Origin of the sequence: Novosphingobium sp. NBM11 (genome assembly GCF_015390225.1) — a bacterium.
GTDB lineage: Bacteria > Pseudomonadota > Alphaproteobacteria > Sphingomonadales > Sphingomonadaceae > Novosphingobium.
This window is the reverse complement of sequence record NZ_VUOG01000001.1, coordinates 2,006,474-2,026,181: the sequence shown is the minus strand read 5'-3', so window position 1 is coordinate 2,026,181 and position 19,708 is coordinate 2,006,474. Positions and strand designations below refer to the sequence as shown.

Genomic DNA, 19,708 nt, shown 5'->3' with positions numbered 1-19,708 from the left:
GCTTTCCGCCCGGTCAGCGGGCCTTCACATAGCTGCCAGGCGCGTCGCCGAACACTTTATCGCCACGCCCGCCGGGGACCCGCCGGCCCTTGGCGGGAACGCGCGTATCGTCATGGGCGACGATCCAGGAAATCCAGTCGGGCCACCAGCTTCCCCTGGTTTCGCGCGCGCCGGCGATGAACTCTTCGAGCGTCGCCGGGGCGCTGTCGTTGAGCCAGTACTGGTACTTGCCCGAGGATGGCGGATTGACCACGCCGGCGATGTGCCCCGATCCGGCGAGAACGAACTTCCACGGACCGGAAACGTGCCGGGTCAGCTTCCACACGCTTTCCGCGGGCGCGATATGATCCTCGCGCCCCGCCTGGATATAGAGCGGCGTGGCGATGCGGTGCAGGTCGATCGGAGTGCCGTCGATCACGAGCGAATCCGGCACGACCAGCCGGTTGTCGCGATAGAGCTCGGTCAGATAGGCCTTCTGCCACTTGAACGGCAGGTTGGTGGTGTCGCCGTTCCAGTGGAGCAGGTCGAACGCCGGGTATTCCTCGCCCAGCAGGTAGTTGTTGACCACGTAGCTCCAGATCAGGTCCCGCCCACGCAGCATGTTGAACGTCGCCGCCATGTAGCGCCCGTCGAGGAAGCCGTCGGTCGCCAGGCTTTCGAGCAACTGGAGCTGCTGGTCGTCGATGAAGTTCTTGAGGTCACCCGCCTTCTCGAAATCGACCTGGGCGGTGAAGAACGTCGCCGATGCCACCTTGTCCGCCTCGCCGCGCCGGGCCAGGAACGCCAGCGTCGCCGCCAGCGTCGTGCCCGCCACGCAATAGCCGATGGTGTGGACCGCCGGCACCTTCAGCCGCGTGCGCACCACGTCGATCGCTTCCACCTGCGCGCGGATGTAATCGCCCCACAGCACCTCGGCCATCGCGGCATCGGCCGATTTCCACGAGACGATGAACACCGACAGCCCCTGTTCGACCGCCCAGCGGATGAAGCTTTTCTGCGGGTTGAGATCGAGGATGTAGAACCGGTTGATCCACGGCGGAAAGATCACCAGCGGCACCGCCAGCACGTTCTCGGTGGTGGGGCTGTACTGGATCAGCTGGAACAGCGGGGTTTCGTGCACGACCTTGCCCGGCGTCGTCGCCAGGTTGCGCCCCAGTTCGAACGCGTCGGGATCGGTATGGGTCAACTGGCCCTTGCGCAGGTCGGTCAGCAGGTGCTCCACGCCCTTGACCAGATTCTCGCCCTGCGTTTCCAGCGTCCGCTCGATCACCATCGGGTTGGTCAGCGGGAAATTGGCCGGCGACAGCGCGTCGGTAACGACACGGGTCAGGAACCGGATCTGCTCGTGCCGTTCGGGGGACACCCCGGAAAGATCGTTCGCCAGCGCGTTGATCCGCTCGGCCAGCAGCAGATAGGTCTGGTGGATCAGCGCGAACGCCGGCTGTTCGCGCCAGCGTGGATCGCCAAAGCGGCGGTCCTTGCGCGGCAGTTCCGGCGCCTCGCCCTTCCGTGTCGTGAAGCCGCTGCCGTATTGTTCCAGAATCGCGTTCCACAGCGCGATGCTGTCTTCCACCAGCTTCGCCTGCGTGTCGGGATTGGCCAGCGGCAGGGCACCGGCGATCTCGGCCAGCCACTTGTTCCACTTCGCCTGCCAGCCGTCCGTGCCGCCGGCACGCGCCAGCAGCGATTCGCCTTGCCCCACCTGTTCGGCGCCGAAATCCAGCCACATCTTCTGGAGCTTGGCGGCGGACATCGCCCAGTGCTGGAGGTCCATCGGATCGGGAACGCGGGCGCCGGCGGTCGGCAGGAACGGCGCGAACAGCGCCTGCACCGCCTCTCCCTGCTGGCGGAACAGATCCTCGATCACGGCGGCATCGGTGGTCTTGTCCTGCACCATTCGCATTCCTTCCCGCTTTCTCGCCAGGCCAGCCAAGCACGCCGGCCGGTTCGCCCCTGCCACCTGTACCGATCTATACACCGCCCGCCGCCACCGTGAAGACTGTCGCTCCACCCGCGCCTTCCGCGATCGTCCACTCCGGATCAATCCGCAGCAGCCTTGCCGCCTCGGCCCCCGCCCCTGCGCCGCCATACCCTGCGGCAATGGCGGCACTTGGGTTTCCACCCGCGCCGGATTGGCGTAAGGGCCGGGAAGCGGCAATTCCGCCGCGCCATCAAGAGTATCCCACCCGTGGACGAAGAATTCTACCGCATGAAGCGCCTGCCGCCCTACGTCATCGCCGAAGTCAACGGCATGCGGGCAGCAGCACGCGCCGCCGGTAGGGACATCATCGACCTGGGCATGGGCAACCCCGATCTGCCGCCGCCCAGCCACGTGATCGACAAGCTGTGCGAAGTCGCGCAAAAGCCCGATGCGCACGGCTATTCGGCCTCTTCGGGCATTCCCGGCGTGCGCAAGGCGCAGGCGAACTATTACGGCCGCCGCTTCAACGTCGATCTCGATCCGGAAACGGAAGTGGTCATGACGATGGGGTCCAAGGAAGGTCTCGCCAGCCTGGCCACCGCGATCACCGCGCCGGGCGATGTCGTGCTCGCGCCCAACCCCAGCTACCCGATCCACACCTTCGGCTTCATCATCGCCGGGGCCACGATCCGCTCGGTCCCGACGACGCCCGACGAACGCTATTGGGATTCGCTCGACCGGGCGATGAAGTATTCGGTCCCGCGCCCTTCGATCCTGATCGTGAACTACCCGTCGAACCCCACGGCGGAGACGGTCGACCTCGCGTTCTACGAACGGCTGGTCGCCTGGGCGAAGGAGAACAAGGTCTGGATCCTGTCCGACCTCGCCTATTCGGAACTCTATTACGACGGCAATCCCACGCGCTCGATCCTCGAAGTGCCCGGCGCCAAGGACGTGGCGGTGGAATTCACCTCGATGTCCAAGACATTCTCGATGGCGGGCTGGCGCGTCGGCTTCGCCGTGGGCAACGCCCGCCTGATCGCCGCCTTGAAGCGGGTGAAGTCCTATCTCGATTACGGCGCGTTCACGCCGATCCAGGCCGCCGCCTGCGCCGCGCTCAACGGACCGCAGGATATCGTCGAGAAGAACCGCCAGCTCTACCAGAAGCGGCGCGACGTGATGGTCGAGGCGTTCGGCCGCGCCGGGTGGGAAATCCCCAGCCCGCGCGCGTCGATGTTCGCCTGGGCGCCGCTGCCGCCGGCGCTCAACCACCTCGGTAGCCTTGAATTCTCCAAGCAGCTGCTGACCCATGCCGAAGTCGCGGTCGCGCCTGGCGTCGGCTATGGCGAGGACGGCGAGGGCTTCGTGCGCATCGCGATGGTCGAGAACGAGCAGCGGCTGCGCCAAGCCGCGCGCAACATCAAGCGCTACCTGACCAGCATGGGCGTCAACGTCACCGCTGCCTGATATGCCGGCTTTCGATCATCCCGCGTCCGCCTGGACGCAGGGATGATCGGGGACCGAACCAGGATCAGCTGACAAGCGTCAGCGTCGATTCGCCGGCCGGCGCGGCGCGTGGCGCGAAGCGGCCGTCGACCTGCGCGCCCTGCTCGATCGTCAGCGCGTCGTAGCTGACGTCGCCGTGGATGCGCGCGCTGCGCAGGATCACCAGTTCGCCGGCCTCGATCGCACCGTGGACCGTGCCCGAAAGGCGCGCGGTCTGCGCCTTCACCGCGCCTTCGATCACGCTCGCTTCGCCCTGCACCAGCGCGGCGCAGGTAATATCGCCCTTGACCCGCCCGTCGATATGCAGGTCGGCGGTGGCGGCAACGTCGCCCGTGACGACAAGGTCCGCGCCAAGGACCGAGAACGTCCCGCCCGCGGTATTGCGGCTGGCCATAGTGCTAGCTCCGGTTGCTGGCCGGCTGCCCGGCGCGGCCTTCCTGGAAAACATTCGGTCTTGCCTCCAGAAACGGGCGCGGATTGACCGGCTGGTCGTTGATCCGCACTTCGAAATGCAGGTGGGGGCCGGTGGAACGGCCGGTGCTGCCGATCTGCCCGATGACGGCGCCGGCCGCAACCTTTTCCCCCACGCGCGCGCCGATGCGCGACATGTGGGCGTAGCGGGTCATCAGCCCGTTGCCGTGGCTGACTTCCACGCAATTGCCATAGCCTTGGCGGATGCCGGCGAAGCTGACGGTGCCGGCGGCGGCGGCATAGATCGGCGCGCCGATCGGCCCACGGAAATCGAGACCGGCGTGGAACGCCGCGCCGCCGGTGAAGGGATCGCTGCGATAGCCGAAGCCGCTCGAGATATATTCGAGGCTGGCGGGCAGCGTATTGGGAATGCGGGCCAGGCCGTCTTCCAGCCCGCTCATCCGTTCAAGGCTGGCGCCCAGCCGCGCGAAGCGCGGATCGACATCGTTGCCGGGGCCGGTGACCAGACGGATCAGCGGGCCGCCCTGCGCGCCGCGGTTCGACGCCATGATCATCGAGGGGTTGAGCCCGACGCGGCGAATCGCGGTTTCGGCGCGCGCCGCGCGGGCATCGGCAAAGCGGGTGAGCTTTTCGATGAAGGCCAGCTGGCGCGCCTCGATCCGGGCAAGCCCGGCGGCCTCGGGCAGCTCCATCGAGATCTTCTTCACGGTCTTGCCGGCTTCGGCGCTGCTGTCGCTGACCGTGCCCTTGGGCAGATCGTTGGGCAGCGCGCCGACATGGCTTTCGACCATCTTCTCGATGAAGTCCTGCCGCTTCTGCAGATCATCGGCCACTTCGCCCAGGCCGTTGCGATACTTCGAGACGCGCGTTTCGGCCGAGGCGACGGCGGCTTCGCGCTGGAGCAGCCGTTCACGGTCGCGCGCGTCGAGATAGCGCGAGACCAGCATCGTCACCATCATTGCCAGCCACAGGCCCAGCGCGGCGGCGATGGCGGCGGCCACGATCATCTGGAGCCGGCTGGTTATCCGGATGAAGCGGACCTGGCCCTGCGAACGCATGAAAAACTCGCGTTCGGGAAACCAGCGCTTCAGCCGGGCGACTAGCCCGTCTCTGGCTGTTGCTGACACGTGTGACGACCCCCGGTGCGGCATCTCTGGCTTTTATCTGTGCTGCCCCTGCGGATGCGCCGGAAGGACGCGGCCGATTACCGGTGCGTCCGCCGCAGGTCGAATCCGATCCCCCTTTGCCGGGTTGAATCGTGCGAGTCCTCCGGTGAAGCGTTGGAACCATGTGGTTCCGGCAACGAATCGTTTCGATTCGCCGTGCTTCGCGGCCGCGACTCGCCGGGCAATCCGTGGGAGCGCCGCCATGCGATGCGGGCTGACAGCGGCCGGGGCGCGTGGTAGGGCGCGCCCATGTCCAGCCAGCCCCAGATTTCCCCCGATTCCGTGACCGATCTCGTCGAAGGCCTCGCCCGCGCCGGCCGCGTGGCGCAGCGCGTTCTGGCGCGGATGCCGGCACCCGCGAAGGAACAGGCGCTGCGGCTGGCGGCGGCGGCGTTGCGCCGCGCCGAACCGGAAATCCTCGCCGCGAACGCGCGCGATGTCGCCGCGGGCGAAGCGAATGGCCTGTCCGGCGCGCTGCTCGACCGGTTGCGGCTCGATTCGGGCCGGCTCGCGGCCATGGCCGATGCGGTGGAGCAGGTCGCCAGCCTGCCCGATCCGGTGGGCGAGGTGATCGACAGCGCCACGCGGCCCAACGGCATGGTGCTGCAGCGCGTGCGGGTGCCCATCGGCCTGATCGGCATCATTTACGAAAGCCGCCCCAACGTGACGGCGGACGCCGCCGCGCTGTGCGTGCGCTCGGGCAATGCCGTGCTGCTGCGCGGCGGCAGCGAGGCGGTGCATTCCAACCGCGCGATCCACCAGGCGCTGGTCGCCGGGCTGGCCGAGGGCGGCGTGCCCGCCGATGCGGTGCAGCTCCTGCCCACGCAGGACCGCGCGGCCGTGGGCGCTATGCTGACGGCGGCGGGCTTGATCGACATGATCGTGCCGCGCGGGGGCAAGAGCCTGGTCGCGCGCGTCCAGTCCGATGCGCGCGTGCCGGTGCTGGCGCATCTCGACGGGATCAACCACACCTACGTCGATCACGCCGCCGATCCGGCCCGCGCCGCCGCGATCGTGTTCAACGCCAAGCTGCGCCGCACCGGCGTGTGCGGGGCGATGGAAACGCTGCTGATCGATGCGACCTATCCCGATCCGCATGGGCTGATCGCGCCCCTGCTTGATGCCGGTTGCGAATTGCGCGGCGATGCCCGCGCCCGCGCCATCGATCCGCGCATCGGCCCCGCCAGCGCGAACGACTGGGACACCGAATACCTCGACGCGATCTTGGCGGTCGCGGTGGTGGATGGACTGGAGGAGGCGCTGGGCCATATCGCGCGCCATTCCTCGGGCCATACCGACGCGATCGTGACCGAGGACCAGGCCGCCGCCGACCGCTTCCTGTCCGAAGTGGACAGCGCGATCGTGATCCACAACGCTTCCAGCCAGTTCGCCGATGGCGGCGAGTTCGGGCTGGGCGCGGAAATCGGCATCGCGACCGGGCGGCTGCACGCGCGCGGGCCGGTCGCGCTTGAAGGGCTCACCACCTACAAGTGGCTGGTGCGCGGTTCGGGCCAGACCCGGCCCTGATCGCCGCATCCCCCTTCGACAAGCACGCGGCCGGTCGCTAGTTTGGCCGCAAACCCGAAGGCAGAGGATTCTTCCATGCGTACCAACCGTTTCGGCAATACCGGCCTGATCGTTTCCGAGCTGTGCCTCGGCACGATGACGTTCGGCGAATCGCAGGGCCGGTTCGGCCCGATCGCGGGGCTGGATCTGGCGGCGTCAACCGCGCTGGTGCGGCAGGCGATCGACGCTGGGATCAACTTCATCGATACGGCCAACGTCTATTCGGAAGGCCGGTCCGAAGAGATCCTGGGCCAGGCGCTGCGCGATCTGGGCGTGAAGCGGACCGACGTGGTCGTCGCCACCAAGGCCATGGGCACGATGGGGCCGGGGGCGAACGAGGCCGGCGCCTCGCGCTTCCACCTGCTGCACGAGATCGACGCCAGCCTCGCCCGGCTGGGCATGGACCATGTCGATCTCTACCAGATCCACGGCTGGGATGCGCTGACCCCGATCGAGGAAACCCTGCGCGCGCTGGAGGACATCGTACGCAGCGGCCGCGCGCGCTATATCGGCGTCAGCAACTGGGCGGCCTGGCAGATCATGAAGGCGCTGGGCATTTCGGAACGGCTGGGCATCGCCTCGTTTGCCTCGCTCCAGGCCTATTACACCGTCGCCGGCCGCGATCTGGAGCGCGAGATCGTGCCCCTGCTGCAAAGCGAGGGGCTGGGCCTGATGGTGTGGAGCCCGCTGGCCGGGGGGCTGCTTTCGGGCAAATACACCCGCGCCACCGACGGCGGCAACAGCGGCCCCAACCAGGGCGAAGGCCGCCGCGCGGTGTTCGATTTCCCGCCGGTGGAACTCGATCGCGCCTACGACCTGATCGAGGCTATGCAGGAGATCGCTGCGGGCAAGATGGTTTCGGGCAAGCCGGCCACGGTCGCGCAAGTGGCGCTCGCCTGGCTGCTCTATCAGCCGGTGGTGACGACGGTGATCGTCGGCGCCAAGCGCGCCGACCAGCTGGCCGACAACATCGCCGCCTGCGAGGTGGAACTGACGGCGGACGAGCTTTCCCGGCTCGATGCCCTCTCGGCCCTGCCGCGCGAATATCCCGGCTGGATGTTCGCCATGCAGGGCGCCTATCGCGCCAAGGCGGCTTCGCCCCGACGCGTGGCGCGCTAGGCGGGGTGGCGGAGCCTTCATCCTGACCGGTCCGATTCCTTCCCCCCGCGTCGGCCTGCCCCGAATCGGCCTGCCCCGCGTCGGTCTTCTGGGCGGCAGCTTCAACCCGGCCCATGGCGGCCACCGCCGCATCAGCCTGTTCGCGCGCGAGGCGCTGGGGCTGGACGAGGTGTGGTGGCTGGTATCGCCGGGCAACGTGCTGAAGCCGGTGAAGGGCATGGCCCCGCTGCCGGCGCGCTATTGTTCGGCGCGGGCGGCGGCCCGCCGCGCGCCGATCCGCGTGACCGCGATCGAGGCGCGGCTGGGCACGCGCTACACCGTCGATACGCTGGCGGCGCTGCACCGGCGCTACCCGAAAAAGCGCTTCGTCTGGCTGATGGGGGCCGACAATCTGGCGCAGTTCCACCGCTGGAAGGACTGGCGGCGCATCGCGCGGGAGACGCCGATTGCGGTTATCGCGCGTCCGGGTTATGATGCGCGTGCCTTGGCGAGCCCCGCCATGGCCTGGTTGCGCCGCTGGCGCCGGCGGCCCGGACAGTTGATTGACGGCGCAAAGCGGAGCGCCCCGGCGCTGACGATCCTGCGTTTCGATCCCGATCCCCGTTCGGCCACGGCCATTCGTGCCGCCGATCCGGAATGGTTTCGCCGCTTCGTCGATGCGGAGCCGTTCGATGCCCTCACGCATCGGCCGGTCGTTCCGCAAACCGGCCCATCCACCGGCAACACGCGCTTCGGCGGGGCAGGAAAGCCCTGAGCCGCGGCGCACTTCCCTTGCGGTCGGTTGCCGGGATTCCGGCGTCCCGGCCCGTTTCGGGGGCCGGGCGATTGACCGGTGCCCGCTTCCTTTTCATTGACAATCCAGCCACGGAGACCATCTCACCGCGATGACAACTGTCCAGACCATTCCGGCCCAGGCCGGGGCCGCCACGTCCACCGCCAGCTCGGGCGCCAAGGCCAAGCCAGCGTCGCTGCACGATCTCGTCCTGCAATCGCTCGACGACGATCAGGCGCAGGAGATCGTCTCGATCCCGCTCGAAGGCAAAAGCTCGATCGCCGATTACATGGTGATCGCGTCGGGCCGTTCGACGCGCCAGGTCGCTGCGATGGCCCAGAAGCTGGCCGAACGGATCAAGCAGGGCGGTTACGGCCACGCGCGGCTGGAAGGCCTGCCCGCCGCCGACTGGGTGCTGATCGATGCCGGCGACGTGGTAGTCCACCTGTTCCGCCCGGAAGTGCGCAGCTTCTACAACCTCGAACGCATGTGGGCGTTCGGAGACGCGGGCGCGGCCTAAGCACGCGCGCGCTCCCTTCCGTCAGGAGGGGGGAAGAGCGTTCCCGATCGGAAACCGGATGCTGCTGCACATCATCGCGCGCGGGAAGATCGGGCGATCGCCCGAGGCCGAGCTGGTCGACCGCTATGCCAAGCGCGTCGCCTGGGGCCTCAAGGTTACCGAGCTGCCCGATCGCGGCGGCACGATCCCGCCGCCCGCGGCCACGCCCGTCCGCACGGTCGCGCTCGACGAGCGCGGGCGCCAGCTTACCTCGACGGAGTTCGCCGGTATTCTCGGCCGCTGGCGCGACGATGGCGTGCGCGAGGCGCGCTTCCTGATCGGCGCGGCCGACGGGCACGACGCGGACGTGCGCGACAAGGCCGATCTCCTGCTCGCCTTCGGCGCGGCGACCTGGCCGCACATGCTGGCCCGCGCCATGCTGGCCGAGCAGTTGTGGCGCGCCACCAGCATTATTGCTGGCCATCCCTACCACCGCGAAGGATAAGCGCCGCGTCATGACGTCGCGCACGCTCCTTCTCGCCACCATGGCCGCGCTGGCCGGCGTGTTAGGCTGGCAGCTTGCCGTGGCGCAGCAGGCCGCGCCGTTCGACGATGCCGGGCAGGCGGGCGACGCGCTGCGCCAGGCAACCCGCGAACTGACGATGGCGCGGGCACGCGGCGAGCAGCTGGAGGCGGAAGCGCGCAAGGCCACCGAAGCGGCCGACCGCACCGCGCGCGAAACGGCGGCGGTGGCCGCGCGCATCCAGCAGTCCGAAGCCGAAATCCAGGTGGCGCAGGCGAAGATCGCGCTGATCGACCGCCAGCGTGAAGCGCTGCGGCTGCGCATCGCCGCGCGGCAGGAACCGGTGGTGCGGCTGACGGCGGCCCTGCAGCTCATGGCGCGCCGCCCGCTCGCCTTCAGCCTGATGCGCGCCGATACCCTGCGCGATACCGTCTATCTGCGCGCGGTGCTGGAAACGATGCTGCCCGAAGTGCGGCAGCGCACCGCGGGGCTGCGGCAGGAAATCGTGCGCGGCCGCGCCCTGCAGGCCAGCGCGCGGCTGGCCGCCGACCAGCTGCGCCAGGGCGAACAGGGGCTGACCGCGCGGCGCCAGCAGCTTGTCGCCATCGAAAGCCGCCAGCGCATCGAATCGCGCGCGGCGCAAGGGACGGCCAGCCGCGAGGCGGACCGCGCGCTCGCGCTGGCCGAACAGACGCGCGATCTGCGCGCGCTGATGGACCAGTTGCAGGCCGATGGTTCGCTGCGGCAGAAGCTGGCCGCGCTGCCCGGCCCGGTGCCGCGCCCCGAACGGCCGGGCGACGCGCTGATGGTGGCGGATACCGGCCCCACCCCTTCGGCTTCGGCGGCGCTTTCGTGGATTCTGCCGGTGGGCGGACGGATCGTGACCGGCTTTGGTGAACGCGGCGCGGGCGGGCTGTCTTCCGGCCTCACCTTCGCGCCGGTCGGCGGCGCGCAGGTGGTCGCGCCGGCGGCCGGGCGCGTGGCCTTCGCCGGCCCCTATCGCGGCTATGGCCGGATCGTGATCATCGAACACGATGGCGGCTGGACCTCGCTCGTCACCAATCTCGGCCGGCTTGACGTGAACGTGGGCGAAACCGTGGTGCAGGGCGCGCCGCTGGGCGCGGCCGGGCCGGGCCGCCCGACGGTGACGGTCGAACTGCGCAAGGATGGCGCTCCGATCAATCCGCTGCAGGCACTGCGCGGATGACGATCCCCGGATGACTCACCGTGTCGCGCCATCTGGCGTTCATCGCGCTGCCGCTATAGAACGCGGCCCCATGGCCCCCTTGAAGCGAAAGTCCCCGATGGCGAAGACCCCGTTCACGAAGACCGTGGCCTCCCTCTTCCGTGCCACCGCGCTCGTGTCGGCAATCGCGCTGATCCCGGTGACGACCGCCGGGCTGGCCGCCGTGGACGCCAAGACTGGCCCCGAATTCACCCGGCTGATGGCGATCTACGAACGGATCAAGGCCAATTACGTGGAGCCGGTGGACGACGACAAGCTGTTCAAGGGCGCGATCGACGGCATGCTGGCCACGCTCGATCCGCACAGCTCCTATCTCGACGCGCGCGATTTCGAGAACCTGCGCACGCAGACCGATGGCTCCTATGGCGGGCTGGGCCTGTCGGTGACGCTGGAGGACGGCGCGGTCAAGGTTATCGCGCCGATGAAGGGCACGCCGGCCGATCTCGCCGGGATCAAGGCGGGCGACTACATCACCCATCTCGACGGCAAGCTGATCTACGGCGGCTCGCTCGACGACGCGGTGGATCAGATGCGCGGCGAAGTGGGCACGCAGATCCGCCTCACCGTGTTCCGCCCCGGTCGCGATGAGCCGCTCGACCTGACCATCACGCGCCAGGTGATCGAGCTGAAGCCGGTCGAATGGAAGGTGAAGGACAACGTCGGCGTGATCTCGGTATCGAGCTTCAGCGCCAACGTCGGCACGCAGGTCGCCGCCGCCTGGCGCGATATTCGCGCCAAGACGGGCAACCGCCCGGCCGGCCTGATCCTCGATCTGCGCGGCAACCCCGGCGGGTTGCTGGACGAAGCCGTCTCGCTATCGGACCTGTTCCTCGAAAAGGGGCCGATCGTCTCGCAGCGTGGCCGCTATGCCCGCGACAACGAGGTGTACAACGCCACGCCCGGCGATATCGCCAAGGGCGTGCCGATGATCGTGCTGATCGATCAGGGGTCGGCCTCCGCTTCGGAAATCGTCGCCGGCGCGATGCAGGACCAGCACCGCGCGGCGATCATGGGCGAGCGCAGCTTCGGCAAGGGCAGCGTGCAAACGCTGATCCCGCTGACGCGCGACACCGCGCTCAAGCTGACGACGGCGCGCTACTACACCCCGTCGGGCCGTTCGGTGCAGGAAGGCGGCATCGATCCCGACGTGCGCGTGCCGCAGATTTCCGATCCCGACATGCGCAAGCGCGCGCTGCGGTCCTATCGCGAAAGCGACCTGCGCGGACACCTGATCAACGAGCTGAAGGACGACAAGGATCTCGAGACCGACAAGGGCGAGGATCCGCGCTTCAAGATGACGGCCGAGGAACTGAAGGCCAAGGGCATCGACGACTTCCAGCTCTATTACGCGGTGCAGACGCTAGGGCGGACCGCGCAGCAGGCGCTGCCCCTCCGGGCATCGGCGGGAAAGCGCTGACACGATGACGCCGGTCCAGTCCCGCAACGCCGCCTATACCCTGGCGCTGCTGATCCCCGCCGCGCTGATGGGCGGGGCGTTGATCGCGCAGCTCGGGTTCGGCCTGCCCCCCTGCGAGATGTGCTGGTGGCAGCGCTATCCGCATATCGCCGCGATCGTCATGGCGCTGATCGCGCAAATGCAGCGCCGCACCGGCGGGGGCGACATGCTGGTCATGCTGGCTGCCGTCGCGATCGGCATCAGCGGGCTGATCGGCGCGTTCCACGCCGGCGTCGAATACGGCTGGTGGGAAGGCATCACCACGTGTTCCTCGCACAAGCTGGGCAACGATCCGCTGGCGGCGATCATGTCGGCGCCGGTGATCCGCTGCGATGTCGCGCCGTGGACGCTGTTCGGCGTGAGCCTGGCGGGCTACAACTTCCTCATTTCCATGGCCGGCGCGATCACGGTGTTCAGACTGCTGGGCCGCGCTCGCCGTTCCGCCGGAGGATTGCAGCCATGAGTGAACGGTTTGCCTCAATGATCCGCGTCGATCAGGCCGGCGAATATGGCGCCGTGCGCATCTATGCCGGGCAGATGGCGGTGATGGGCGATCGCGCGCCGCATTCGGCCGAAGTCGCGGCGATGGCGGCGCAGGAAGCCGATCATCGCAAGCGGTTCGACGCGCTGCTGGCACAGCGCGGCGTGCGGCCGACGGCGCTGCAGCCGGTATGGTCGGTCGCCGGGTTCGCGCTGGGCGCGGCAACCGCGCTGATCGGGCCGGAAGCGGCTATGGCCTGCACCGCCGCCATCGAAACCGAGATCGACCGCCACTATACCGAACAGCTCGACGAACTGGGCGACGACGACCCGGAGCTGGCCGCGATGGTGCGCGAATTCCGCGACGACGAGCGCGAGCACCGCGATGCCGCGATCGCTGCCGGGGCCGAGCGCGCGCCGGGCTATCCGGTGCTGTTCCACGCCATCCGCTTCGGCTGCCGTGCGGCGATCGCGCTTTCGAAGCGGATCTGAGGGGCGAAACGGATCTGACGTATCTGATTGATTCAGGTCAGCGACGGGGCTTCATCTACCATTCAAGAGGGTGCGGCCCTATATCGGCACCAGACCCAGCTGGAGAGTCACGATGACGCGCTTCTTACCCCGGATCACCGCCCTGGCGCTGATCGCCACCGCCGGCATCGCGGCATCGCAGCCCGTCCTGGCGCAGGACGCGACATCGGGCGAGAAGGTCAACCAGCTGATCATCTATGGCGACGATCCCTGCCCGGCCTCCAACGCGGGCGAAATCACGGTCTGCGCGCGCAAGGACGAATCCGAACGCTTCCGCATTCCCGCGCCCTTGCGTGACAATCCCAACGCTGCGGCCAACCAGGGCTGGACAGAGCGTGTCCGGGCCTATGAAACGGTGGGCGCGGCCGGCGTGAACTCCTGCTCCCCGGTCGGATCGGGCGGGGCATCGGGCTGCGTCTCGCGCCTGATCAACGCCGCCTATGCCGAGAAGAAGCAATCGAGCGACGTGCAGTTCGGCCGGCTGATCGAGGAGGAGCGCGCCAAGCGCCTGCAGACGATCGACGCCGATACCGCCGCCGAACAGGCGCGGGTGGAAGTGCTGGAAAAGCAGTACGAGGAAAAGCTGGCCAAGGAACGCGCGGCCGAGGATGCCGCCGGCGCGGCGACACCGCCGCCGGCCATCACCCCGTCGCATCCCTGACGGGCAGCCCCTCCTCCCGCTAACGAACGGAAGGGCGTCTCGTCATCAGCCCAGTGCGATGTCGGGCGCGTCTTCCTGCTTCATGCCGACCGTGTGGTAGCCCGCGTCGACATGGTGGACTTCGCCGGTCACGCCCGAGGACAGGTCCGACAGGAAATAGAGCCCCGCCCCGCCGACGTCCTCGATCGTCACGTTCCGCCGCAGCGGCGAGTTCAGCTCGTTCCACTTGAGGATATAGCGGAAATCGCCGATTCCGCTGGCCGCCAGCGTCTTGATCGGACCGGCCGAGATCGCGTTGACGCGCACGCCCTGCGGCCCGCAATCGTTGGCGAGGTACTGCACGCTGGTTTCCAGCGCCGCCTTGGCCACGCCCATCACGTTGTAGTGCGGCACGACCTTTTCGGCGCCGTAATAGGTCAGCGTGAGGATCGATCCGCCTTCGGGCATCATCGCGATGGCGCGCTTGGTCACGGCGACGAGGCTGTAGGCCGAGATGTTCATCGTCGTCAGGAAATTGTTGAGCGAGGTATCATAATACCGACCGCGCAACTCGTTCTTGTCCGAAAAGCCGATGGCGTGGACCACGAAATCGATCGTCGGCCACCGCGCCTTCAGCGTTTCGAACGCGGCATCGAGCGCCGCCATGTCCGATACGTCGCATTCGATCAGGAAATCGCTGTCCAGGCTCGCCGCCAGCGGGCGAACGCGCTTTTCCAGCGCTTCGCCGGGGTAGGAGAAGGCCAGTTCGGCACCTTGTTCACGCAGCTTGCGGGCGATCCCCCACGCCAGCGACTTGTCATTGGCAAGGCCCATGATCAGGCCCCGCTTTCCTTCCATCAGTCCGGTCATGCGCCCTCTTGCTCGATGCTCATCCGGCGCGCCCTGCGCGCGCGATCGTCAGCCTGCCCCACCACATCGCGCTCTTCGGGCGTTTCCGCGAGCGCAGCGTTGAGTTCGGCTCCTACCACCATCCCTAAGCCGACAAGCCAGAAAAAGAAAAGCGCGATCATCACGCCGGCAAGGCTTCCGTACGTTAGGTTGTAAGTGAAGAAATGGCGCAACACTCCCGGCAGCGCACCGGTGACCGCCAGCCACCACAGGCTGACGAGCAGCGCGCCGGGCCATTTGGGATAGCGCCGGCCCCGGTAAGCGCCGGGGGTCAGCGAGATGAACAGCAGCCACAGCGCCAGGAAGAAGATCACCGCCGGCACGAAGCGCGACAGCGACAGGCTGGCGATCCATCCGCTGAACTGCGGCATCCACGCCTCGATCGCCTGTTGCGCGGTGCCGATCGCCACTTGCGCGGCGATGGAGAGCAGGATCAGGATCACCGAGGCCACGATCAGTCCGGTGGACGCCAGGCGATAGCGCCAGAAGGCGTGCTCCCAGCGCGTGCCATAGGCGCGGCGCAGGATGTCGCGGATCGTTTCGACAAGGCTGCCCACCGTCCAAAGGCCGATCAGCCCGCCTACCCACAGCAGCCAGCCGGTGCGCATCTCCACCACGCTGCGCGCCACCGGATCGAGCGCTTCGGCCACCACCGGCGGCATCGCGATCAGCACGGTGTTGATCGCGGCGGCGCGCTGGCTGGCCTCGCCCAGCGCGGAAAAGATCGCCGCGCCGGTGATGAAGAACGGGAACAGTGCGATCAGCACCATGTAGGCGAAGTTGCCGGCGTGGATGAACCCGTCGTGATAGACGCCGGTCCACACCCGGCGGATCACTTCCAGCGCCCGCGCGTGGCGGGCGGGCGGCACGGGCGCCACAAAACCCTGCGCATCCGGGGGGAGCCGCAGGGCGGCGCGACGGCGGGCTTCGGGCGAAAGGTCGGGAACATCGATCAGCGGCGCGATCGGTGGTCCGGCCGGCGAGGATGCAGCCCGTTCCGTTCCGTCATCGCCCGGCCCGGGCGAAAGGCCGGATACGGGAGTCATGCCGTCTTAAACGCCCAGCTTACCGCGCGGGTTCCGGGTGTCCTGCCATCCTGCGAGCCGGGTCTGGAGATCGGCGCCCAGTTCGCTGTCGGCGGGCGGGAGGTCGATCTGCAGCGTCACCAGCTGATCGCCGCGCGTGCCGTCCTTGCGGGTAAAGCCCCTGCCCTTCAGCCGCAGCGTGCGTCCGCTGCTGCTGCCGGGCGCGACGGTGAGCATCACCGGGCCATCCACGGTCGGCACCTTCACCTTGCTGCCGTTGACCGCCTCGTCGAGCGTTACCGGCAGGTCGAGCCGGATGTTGTCACCATCGCGTTCGTAAAACGGGTGGCTGCCCACCTCGATCGTCACGATCGCGTCGCCGGCGCCACCGGGGCCTTGTTCGCCCTTGCCGGGAAGGCGCACCTGCTGGCCGCTTTCCACGCCCGCGGGCAGCTTGAGGTCGATGGTCTTGCCGTCCGACAGGGTGATGCGCTGGCTGGCCCGGCTGGCGGCGTCGGTGAAGGAAACCTGCAGCCGATAGCCGACATTCGCGCCCTTGGGCGGCGGGCCACGCCGCGCGCCGCCGAAGCCGCCGAAACCGCCACCGCCGCCGGGCTGACCGCCGCGCCCGCCGAACAGGCCCTCGAAAATGTCGCCGATGTCGATGCCCTCGGCACCGGCGCCCTCGAAGCCGCCCGAATGGCGATAGCCGTGCTGCGCTCCGCCAAAGCCGCCGCCCGCGCCGCCGAAGCCGAAGGGGCTTGTGGGATTGCCCTCGGCGTCGATCTCGCCCCGGTCGAACTGGGCACGCTTGTCCTTGTCGGACAGGAGGTCATAGGCCTGCGTCACCTCGGCAAACCGTTCGGCCGCCTTGGGATTGTCCTTGTTCCGGTCCGGATGGAGTTCCTTGGCAAGCTTGCGGTACGCGGATTTCACGTCCTTTTCGCTCGCGCTGCGGTTTACGCCAAGAATGGAATAGGGGTCTGCCATGGTTCCCTAGCTAGGTGCCGAAACGCCGCGCCGCAAGCGGCGCTTTCCTACTGCACGGGGGTAGGATAGGCGATGCCCATGAACCTTGATCCTCGTCATGGCTATCTCGCGCTTTGCCGGCCACACGACAGCCTGTCCGCGGCGGGCGGCCGTTTGCCTCTGAACCGTGTCAACTTTGTCAACTTCGTCAGGAAAATGCCGTGAAACCTGAACAAGCGCGCGATGCCATCCCCCATGCCGATCCGTTCGCCATCTTCGAGGAATGGTTCGCGCAGGCGCGGGCCAGTGAACCCAACGATCCCAACGCCATGGCGCTCGCCACCGCGACGCCGCAGGGCGTGCCGTCGGTGCGGATGGTGCTGCTGAAAGGGCATGGGCCGGATAGCTTCGTGTTCTACACCAACTTCCACAGCCGCAAGGGCGGCGAGCTGGCGGCGAACCCGCACGTCGCGTTGCTGTTCCACTGGAAATCGCTGCGCCGGCAGATTCGCGTCGAAGGCACCATCACCGAAGTGACGGCGGCCGAGGCGGACGCCTATTTCGCCAGCCGGCATCCCGAATCGCGGCTGGGTTCGGCCGCCTCGGACCAGTCGCGCCCGCTGGATTCGCGGCAGACCTACCTTGACCGGGTGGACGCCCTGCGCGCGCAATACCCGGACGGAGAGGTCACGCGGCCGGCGCACTGGTCCGGCTATCGCGTGAAACCGGCCGCCATCGAGTTCTGGCAGGACCGCGACCATCGCCTGCACGAACGCCGCCGCTTCGTGACCGATGGCGCCGGCGGCTGGACCAGCACGCTGCTTTACCCGTAAAGCGAATGGCATGAGCGCGATCCCCTCCGATCTCAACCGGCGCGCGGCGATGGCTAGCATGGCCGTGGCGACGCTGCTGGCCGGCCTGAAGCTGTGGGCGGTGATCTCCACGCATTCGACCGCGATGCTGGGAAGCCTGGCCGATACCGGGCTGGACCTGGTGGCCAGCGCCGCCACGCTGCTGGGGGTATGGGTCGCGGCGCAGCCGGCCGATCACAACCACCGCTTCGGGCACGGCAAGGCCGAAGCGCTCGCGGCGATGTTCCAGGTCGTGCTGATCTCGATCTCGGCGCTGGGCCTGGCCTGGCGCGCGGTGGGGCGGTTCCTGGGCGGAGAGCGGGTGGCAGAGGCCGAATCGGGCGTGATCGTGTCGGTGGTGGCGATGGTGGCCACGGTGGCGCTGCTTGCCTATCAGCGACACGTGATCCGCCAGACCGGCAGCCTCGCGATCAGCACCGACAACGTCCACTACAAATCGGACCTGTTTCTCAACCTCGCGGTGATCGCCGCGCTCGTGCTCGATCATTACCTTGCGCTGGGCGGCGTCGACGCGGCTTTCGCGTTCGGCATCGCGCTGTGGCTGGGCTGGGGTGCGTGGGGCGCCTCGCAGGATGCGATCGAGCAGTTGATGGACCACGAATGGCCGCTCGAAAAGCGCGAGCGGTTCCTCGAGGTCGTCGCCCAGCACCCCGAATTGAAGGGCCTGCACGATCTGCGCACGCGCACCAGCGGCGATCGCGATTTCGTGCAGTTCCATGTCTGGGTCGATGGCAAGATGACCGTGACCGAGGCGCACCGCGTGATGGACGAGATCGAGGAAAAGCTGATGGAGGCCTTCCCCGGCGTGGAAGTGCTGATCCATCCCGATCCCGAAGGTCTGGTGAACGAGGCGCCGCTGGGTGCCCGGGATCTTCTCGCGCCCGGCCCGGACGGGGAAAGCCCGGCGCTGGCGGTGCAGGGCGCGCCCGCCGGGGAACCTGCTACCTGAACGTGTCGACGATGTCGGCGAGGTGGCCCGTCACCGCGCCCAGCTTGTCGTCGGGCGTCTTGCCGAGACGCACGACCACCAGCTTGCGGCTGGGTGAGACCAGCACGTACTGGCCCAGGTGGCCGATGCAGGCGAACAGGTCCTTCGGGCCGCGATCGGGGAACAGCGCGGGTCGGTCCTTGCCGCTGGGCGTGCGGTTCAGCCAGATCTGCGCGCCGTATTGCGCCTGCCGCGGCGATGGCGTGGTCATGAAATCGATCCACTGGCGCGGGATGATCTGTGCGCCGCGCACCGATCCCTTGTTGCGCAGGAACTCGCCGAACCGCATCCAGTCGCGCGCCGTGCCGTGGATCAGCGATCCGCCGATCAGCGTGCCCGCCGCGTCGAATTCCGGCAGCATCGAGCGCATTCCGGCCGGTTCGAACAGGCGCGTGCGCAAGTATTCGGCCACGGCGCGGCGGCGGTGCTCGGCATCGGGCACGGGCGCCAGCGCGCGCGCGGCGAGATCGGACAGGATCACGCTGGTCGCGGTCGAATAGCGGAAGGTCTTGCCCGGTTCGCTGTCGAGCGGCTGGTCCTCGGCATAGCGCGCCATGTCGTCGCGCCCGTCGAGGAACAGCATCCGCACCTCGTCGGATTCATAGACGGGATCGCCCGCCTCGACATGCTTGAGCCCCGATCGCATCTGCAGCAGCTGCCGCAGCGTGATCTCGCCACGCGGATCGCCGGGACGCTGCCACGCGGGGACGGGCGCCGATTCGTTGAGCCGCAGCCGCCCGTCCGAGACCAGCATCCCGATCATCACCCCGGTGATCGACTTGGCCATCGACCAGCTCACGAAGCGGGTGTTCTCGTGGTAGCCAGGGGCATAGCGTTCCGCCACGATCCGCCCGCCGCGCATGACGATCACCGCGCGGGTCTCCGCAGCCGCCTCGTCGGTGAACAGCGCGTCGACCGCGCGGGCCAGGCCTTCGCGATTCGTCCCCGGGTCTTCGACCACCGCCTTCATCGCGGCGTCCGACAGCGGCGGAGGCGGCGGTGCGGGCGCGTCTCCGGACCTGCCGCAGCCGATCAAGGCTGGCAGAAGCAGCAGGGGGAGGATATGGGACAAGCGCGGGCGGGCCATG

Annotated in this window: 20 protein-coding genes; 13 read left to right on the top strand and 7 right to left on the bottom strand. The window is 68.2% G+C overall.

Annotated features, from left to right (window positions below):
- Nucleotides 1-13 precede the first annotated feature (13 nt).
- Entirely contained in the window at nucleotides 14-1,897 is a 1,884-nt protein-coding gene (locus tag F1640_RS09665) for an alpha/beta hydrolase (protein WP_255530332.1), read from the bottom strand.
- Between the two features lie 291 nt (nucleotides 1,898-2,188).
- On the opposite strand from F1640_RS09665, the gene F1640_RS09660 reads away from it, so the two are divergent.
- The gene (locus tag F1640_RS09660) at nucleotides 2,189-3,388 is read left to right on the top strand and encodes an LL-diaminopimelate aminotransferase (RefSeq protein WP_124809877.1); all 1,200 of its coding nucleotides are present in this window, start codon (nucleotides 2,189-2,191) and stop codon (nucleotides 3,386-3,388) included.
- 64 nt (nucleotides 3,389-3,452) lie between these two features.
- Here F1640_RS09660 and F1640_RS09655 read toward each other — a convergent pair whose 3' ends face one another.
- Nucleotides 3,453-3,821 carry a polymer-forming cytoskeletal protein gene (locus tag F1640_RS09655; protein ID WP_125954198.1) on the bottom strand — a complete coding sequence of 123 codons (369 nt, stop codon included), beginning with the start codon at nucleotides 3,819-3,821 and terminating at the stop codon, nucleotides 3,453-3,455.
- A 4-nt stretch (nucleotides 3,822-3,825) separates the two neighbouring features.
- A complete protein-coding gene (locus tag F1640_RS09650) occupies nucleotides 3,826-5,010 on the bottom strand; it encodes a M23 family metallopeptidase (protein WP_219730922.1) in 1,185 nt (394 codons plus the stop codon).
- Nucleotides 5,011-5,274: 264 nt separating this feature from the next.
- Between F1640_RS09650 and F1640_RS09645 the strand changes: the two genes are divergently transcribed.
- The 10 genes from F1640_RS09645 to F1640_RS09600 all read left to right on the top strand — a co-directional run bounded on the left by F1640_RS09645 (nucleotide 5,275) and on the right by F1640_RS09600 (nucleotide 13,878).
- Nucleotides 5,275-6,552 (top strand): glutamate-5-semialdehyde dehydrogenase, encoded by a 1,278-nt coding sequence (locus tag F1640_RS09645; protein WP_125954197.1) that lies wholly within the window; start codon nucleotides 5,275-5,277, stop codon nucleotides 6,550-6,552.
- 75 nt (nucleotides 6,553-6,627) lie between these two features.
- Complete coding sequence (locus tag F1640_RS09640; RefSeq protein WP_194918934.1) at nucleotides 6,628-7,710, top strand: aldo/keto reductase; 1,083 nt, start codon at nucleotides 6,628-6,630, stop codon at nucleotides 7,708-7,710.
- Between the two features lie 70 nt (nucleotides 7,711-7,780).
- Nucleotides 7,781-8,464, top strand: coding sequence for a nicotinate-nucleotide adenylyltransferase (locus F1640_RS09635; RefSeq protein WP_125954290.1), 684 nt, complete (start codon nucleotides 7,781-7,783; stop codon nucleotides 8,462-8,464).
- Nucleotides 8,465-8,594: 130 nt separating this feature from the next.
- Entirely contained in the window at nucleotides 8,595-9,002 is a 408-nt protein-coding gene (gene rsfS / locus F1640_RS09630) for a ribosome silencing factor (protein WP_124809882.1), read from the top strand.
- Nucleotides 9,003-9,060: 58 nt separating this feature from the next.
- Nucleotides 9,061-9,486 (top strand): 23S rRNA (pseudouridine(1915)-N(3))-methyltransferase RlmH, encoded by a 426-nt coding sequence (locus F1640_RS09625; protein WP_194918931.1) that lies wholly within the window; start codon nucleotides 9,061-9,063, stop codon nucleotides 9,484-9,486.
- A 10-nt stretch (nucleotides 9,487-9,496) separates the two neighbouring features.
- A complete protein-coding gene (locus F1640_RS09620) occupies nucleotides 9,497-10,711 on the top strand; it encodes a murein hydrolase activator EnvC (protein WP_194918929.1) in 1,215 nt (404 codons plus the stop codon).
- 97 nt (nucleotides 10,712-10,808) lie between these two features.
- Complete coding sequence (locus F1640_RS09615; protein WP_124809885.1) at nucleotides 10,809-12,167, top strand: S41 family peptidase; 1,359 nt, start codon at nucleotides 10,809-10,811, stop codon at nucleotides 12,165-12,167.
- Between the two features lie 4 nt (nucleotides 12,168-12,171).
- Nucleotides 12,172-12,669, top strand: coding sequence for a disulfide bond formation protein B (locus F1640_RS09610; RefSeq protein WP_194918927.1), 498 nt, complete (start codon nucleotides 12,172-12,174; stop codon nucleotides 12,667-12,669).
- Nucleotides 12,666-13,178 carry a demethoxyubiquinone hydroxylase family protein gene (locus tag F1640_RS09605; RefSeq protein ID WP_194918926.1) on the top strand — a complete coding sequence of 171 codons (513 nt, stop codon included), beginning with the start codon at nucleotides 12,666-12,668 and terminating at the stop codon, nucleotides 13,176-13,178. Before F1640_RS09610 ends, F1640_RS09605 begins: the two co-directional genes overlap by 4 nt.
- A 112-nt stretch (nucleotides 13,179-13,290) precedes the next feature.
- Nucleotides 13,291-13,878: a hypothetical protein gene (locus F1640_RS09600; protein ID WP_124809887.1), complete on the top strand. Its 588-nt coding sequence runs from the start codon at nucleotides 13,291-13,293 to the stop codon at nucleotides 13,876-13,878.
- A 45-nt stretch (nucleotides 13,879-13,923) separates the two neighbouring features.
- Here F1640_RS09600 and fabI read toward each other — a convergent pair whose 3' ends face one another.
- From fabI to F1640_RS09585, 3 genes are read right to left on the bottom strand one after another with little or no spacing between them, the layout of a single operon-like run.
- Nucleotides 13,924-14,727, bottom strand: coding sequence for an enoyl-ACP reductase FabI (fabI, locus tag F1640_RS09595; RefSeq protein ID WP_194918924.1), 804 nt, complete (start codon nucleotides 14,725-14,727; stop codon nucleotides 13,924-13,926).
- Nucleotides 14,724-15,812, bottom strand: a complete 1,089-nt coding sequence (locus tag F1640_RS09590; RefSeq protein WP_124809889.1) for a YihY/virulence factor BrkB family protein — start codon at nucleotides 15,810-15,812, stop codon at nucleotides 14,724-14,726. Before F1640_RS09590 ends, fabI begins: the two co-directional genes overlap by 4 nt.
- A gap of 6 nt (nucleotides 15,813-15,818) precedes the next feature.
- Entirely contained in the window at nucleotides 15,819-16,781 is a 963-nt protein-coding gene (locus F1640_RS09585; protein WP_125954190.1) for a DnaJ C-terminal domain-containing protein, read from the bottom strand.
- 200 nt (nucleotides 16,782-16,981) lie between these two features.
- On the opposite strand from F1640_RS09585, the gene pdxH reads away from it, so the two are divergent.
- Both pdxH and F1640_RS09575 read left to right on the top strand, forming a co-directional pair.
- The gene (pdxH, locus tag F1640_RS09580) at nucleotides 16,982-17,593 is read left to right on the top strand and encodes a pyridoxamine 5'-phosphate oxidase (RefSeq protein ID WP_194918922.1); all 612 of its coding nucleotides are present in this window, start codon (nucleotides 16,982-16,984) and stop codon (nucleotides 17,591-17,593) included.
- Between the two features lie 10 nt (nucleotides 17,594-17,603).
- Nucleotides 17,604-18,581, top strand: a complete 978-nt coding sequence (locus F1640_RS09575) for a cation diffusion facilitator family transporter (RefSeq protein WP_194918919.1) — start codon at nucleotides 17,604-17,606, stop codon at nucleotides 18,579-18,581.
- On the opposite strand, the gene F1640_RS09570 is transcribed toward F1640_RS09575, so the two are convergent.
- The gene (locus tag F1640_RS09570) at nucleotides 18,574-19,707 is read right to left on the bottom strand and encodes a serine hydrolase (RefSeq protein ID WP_124809893.1); all 1,134 of its coding nucleotides are present in this window, start codon (nucleotides 19,705-19,707) and stop codon (nucleotides 18,574-18,576) included. The two genes, F1640_RS09575 and F1640_RS09570, sit on opposite strands and share 8 nt — an antisense overlap.
- Nucleotide 19,708 lies beyond the last annotated feature (1 nt).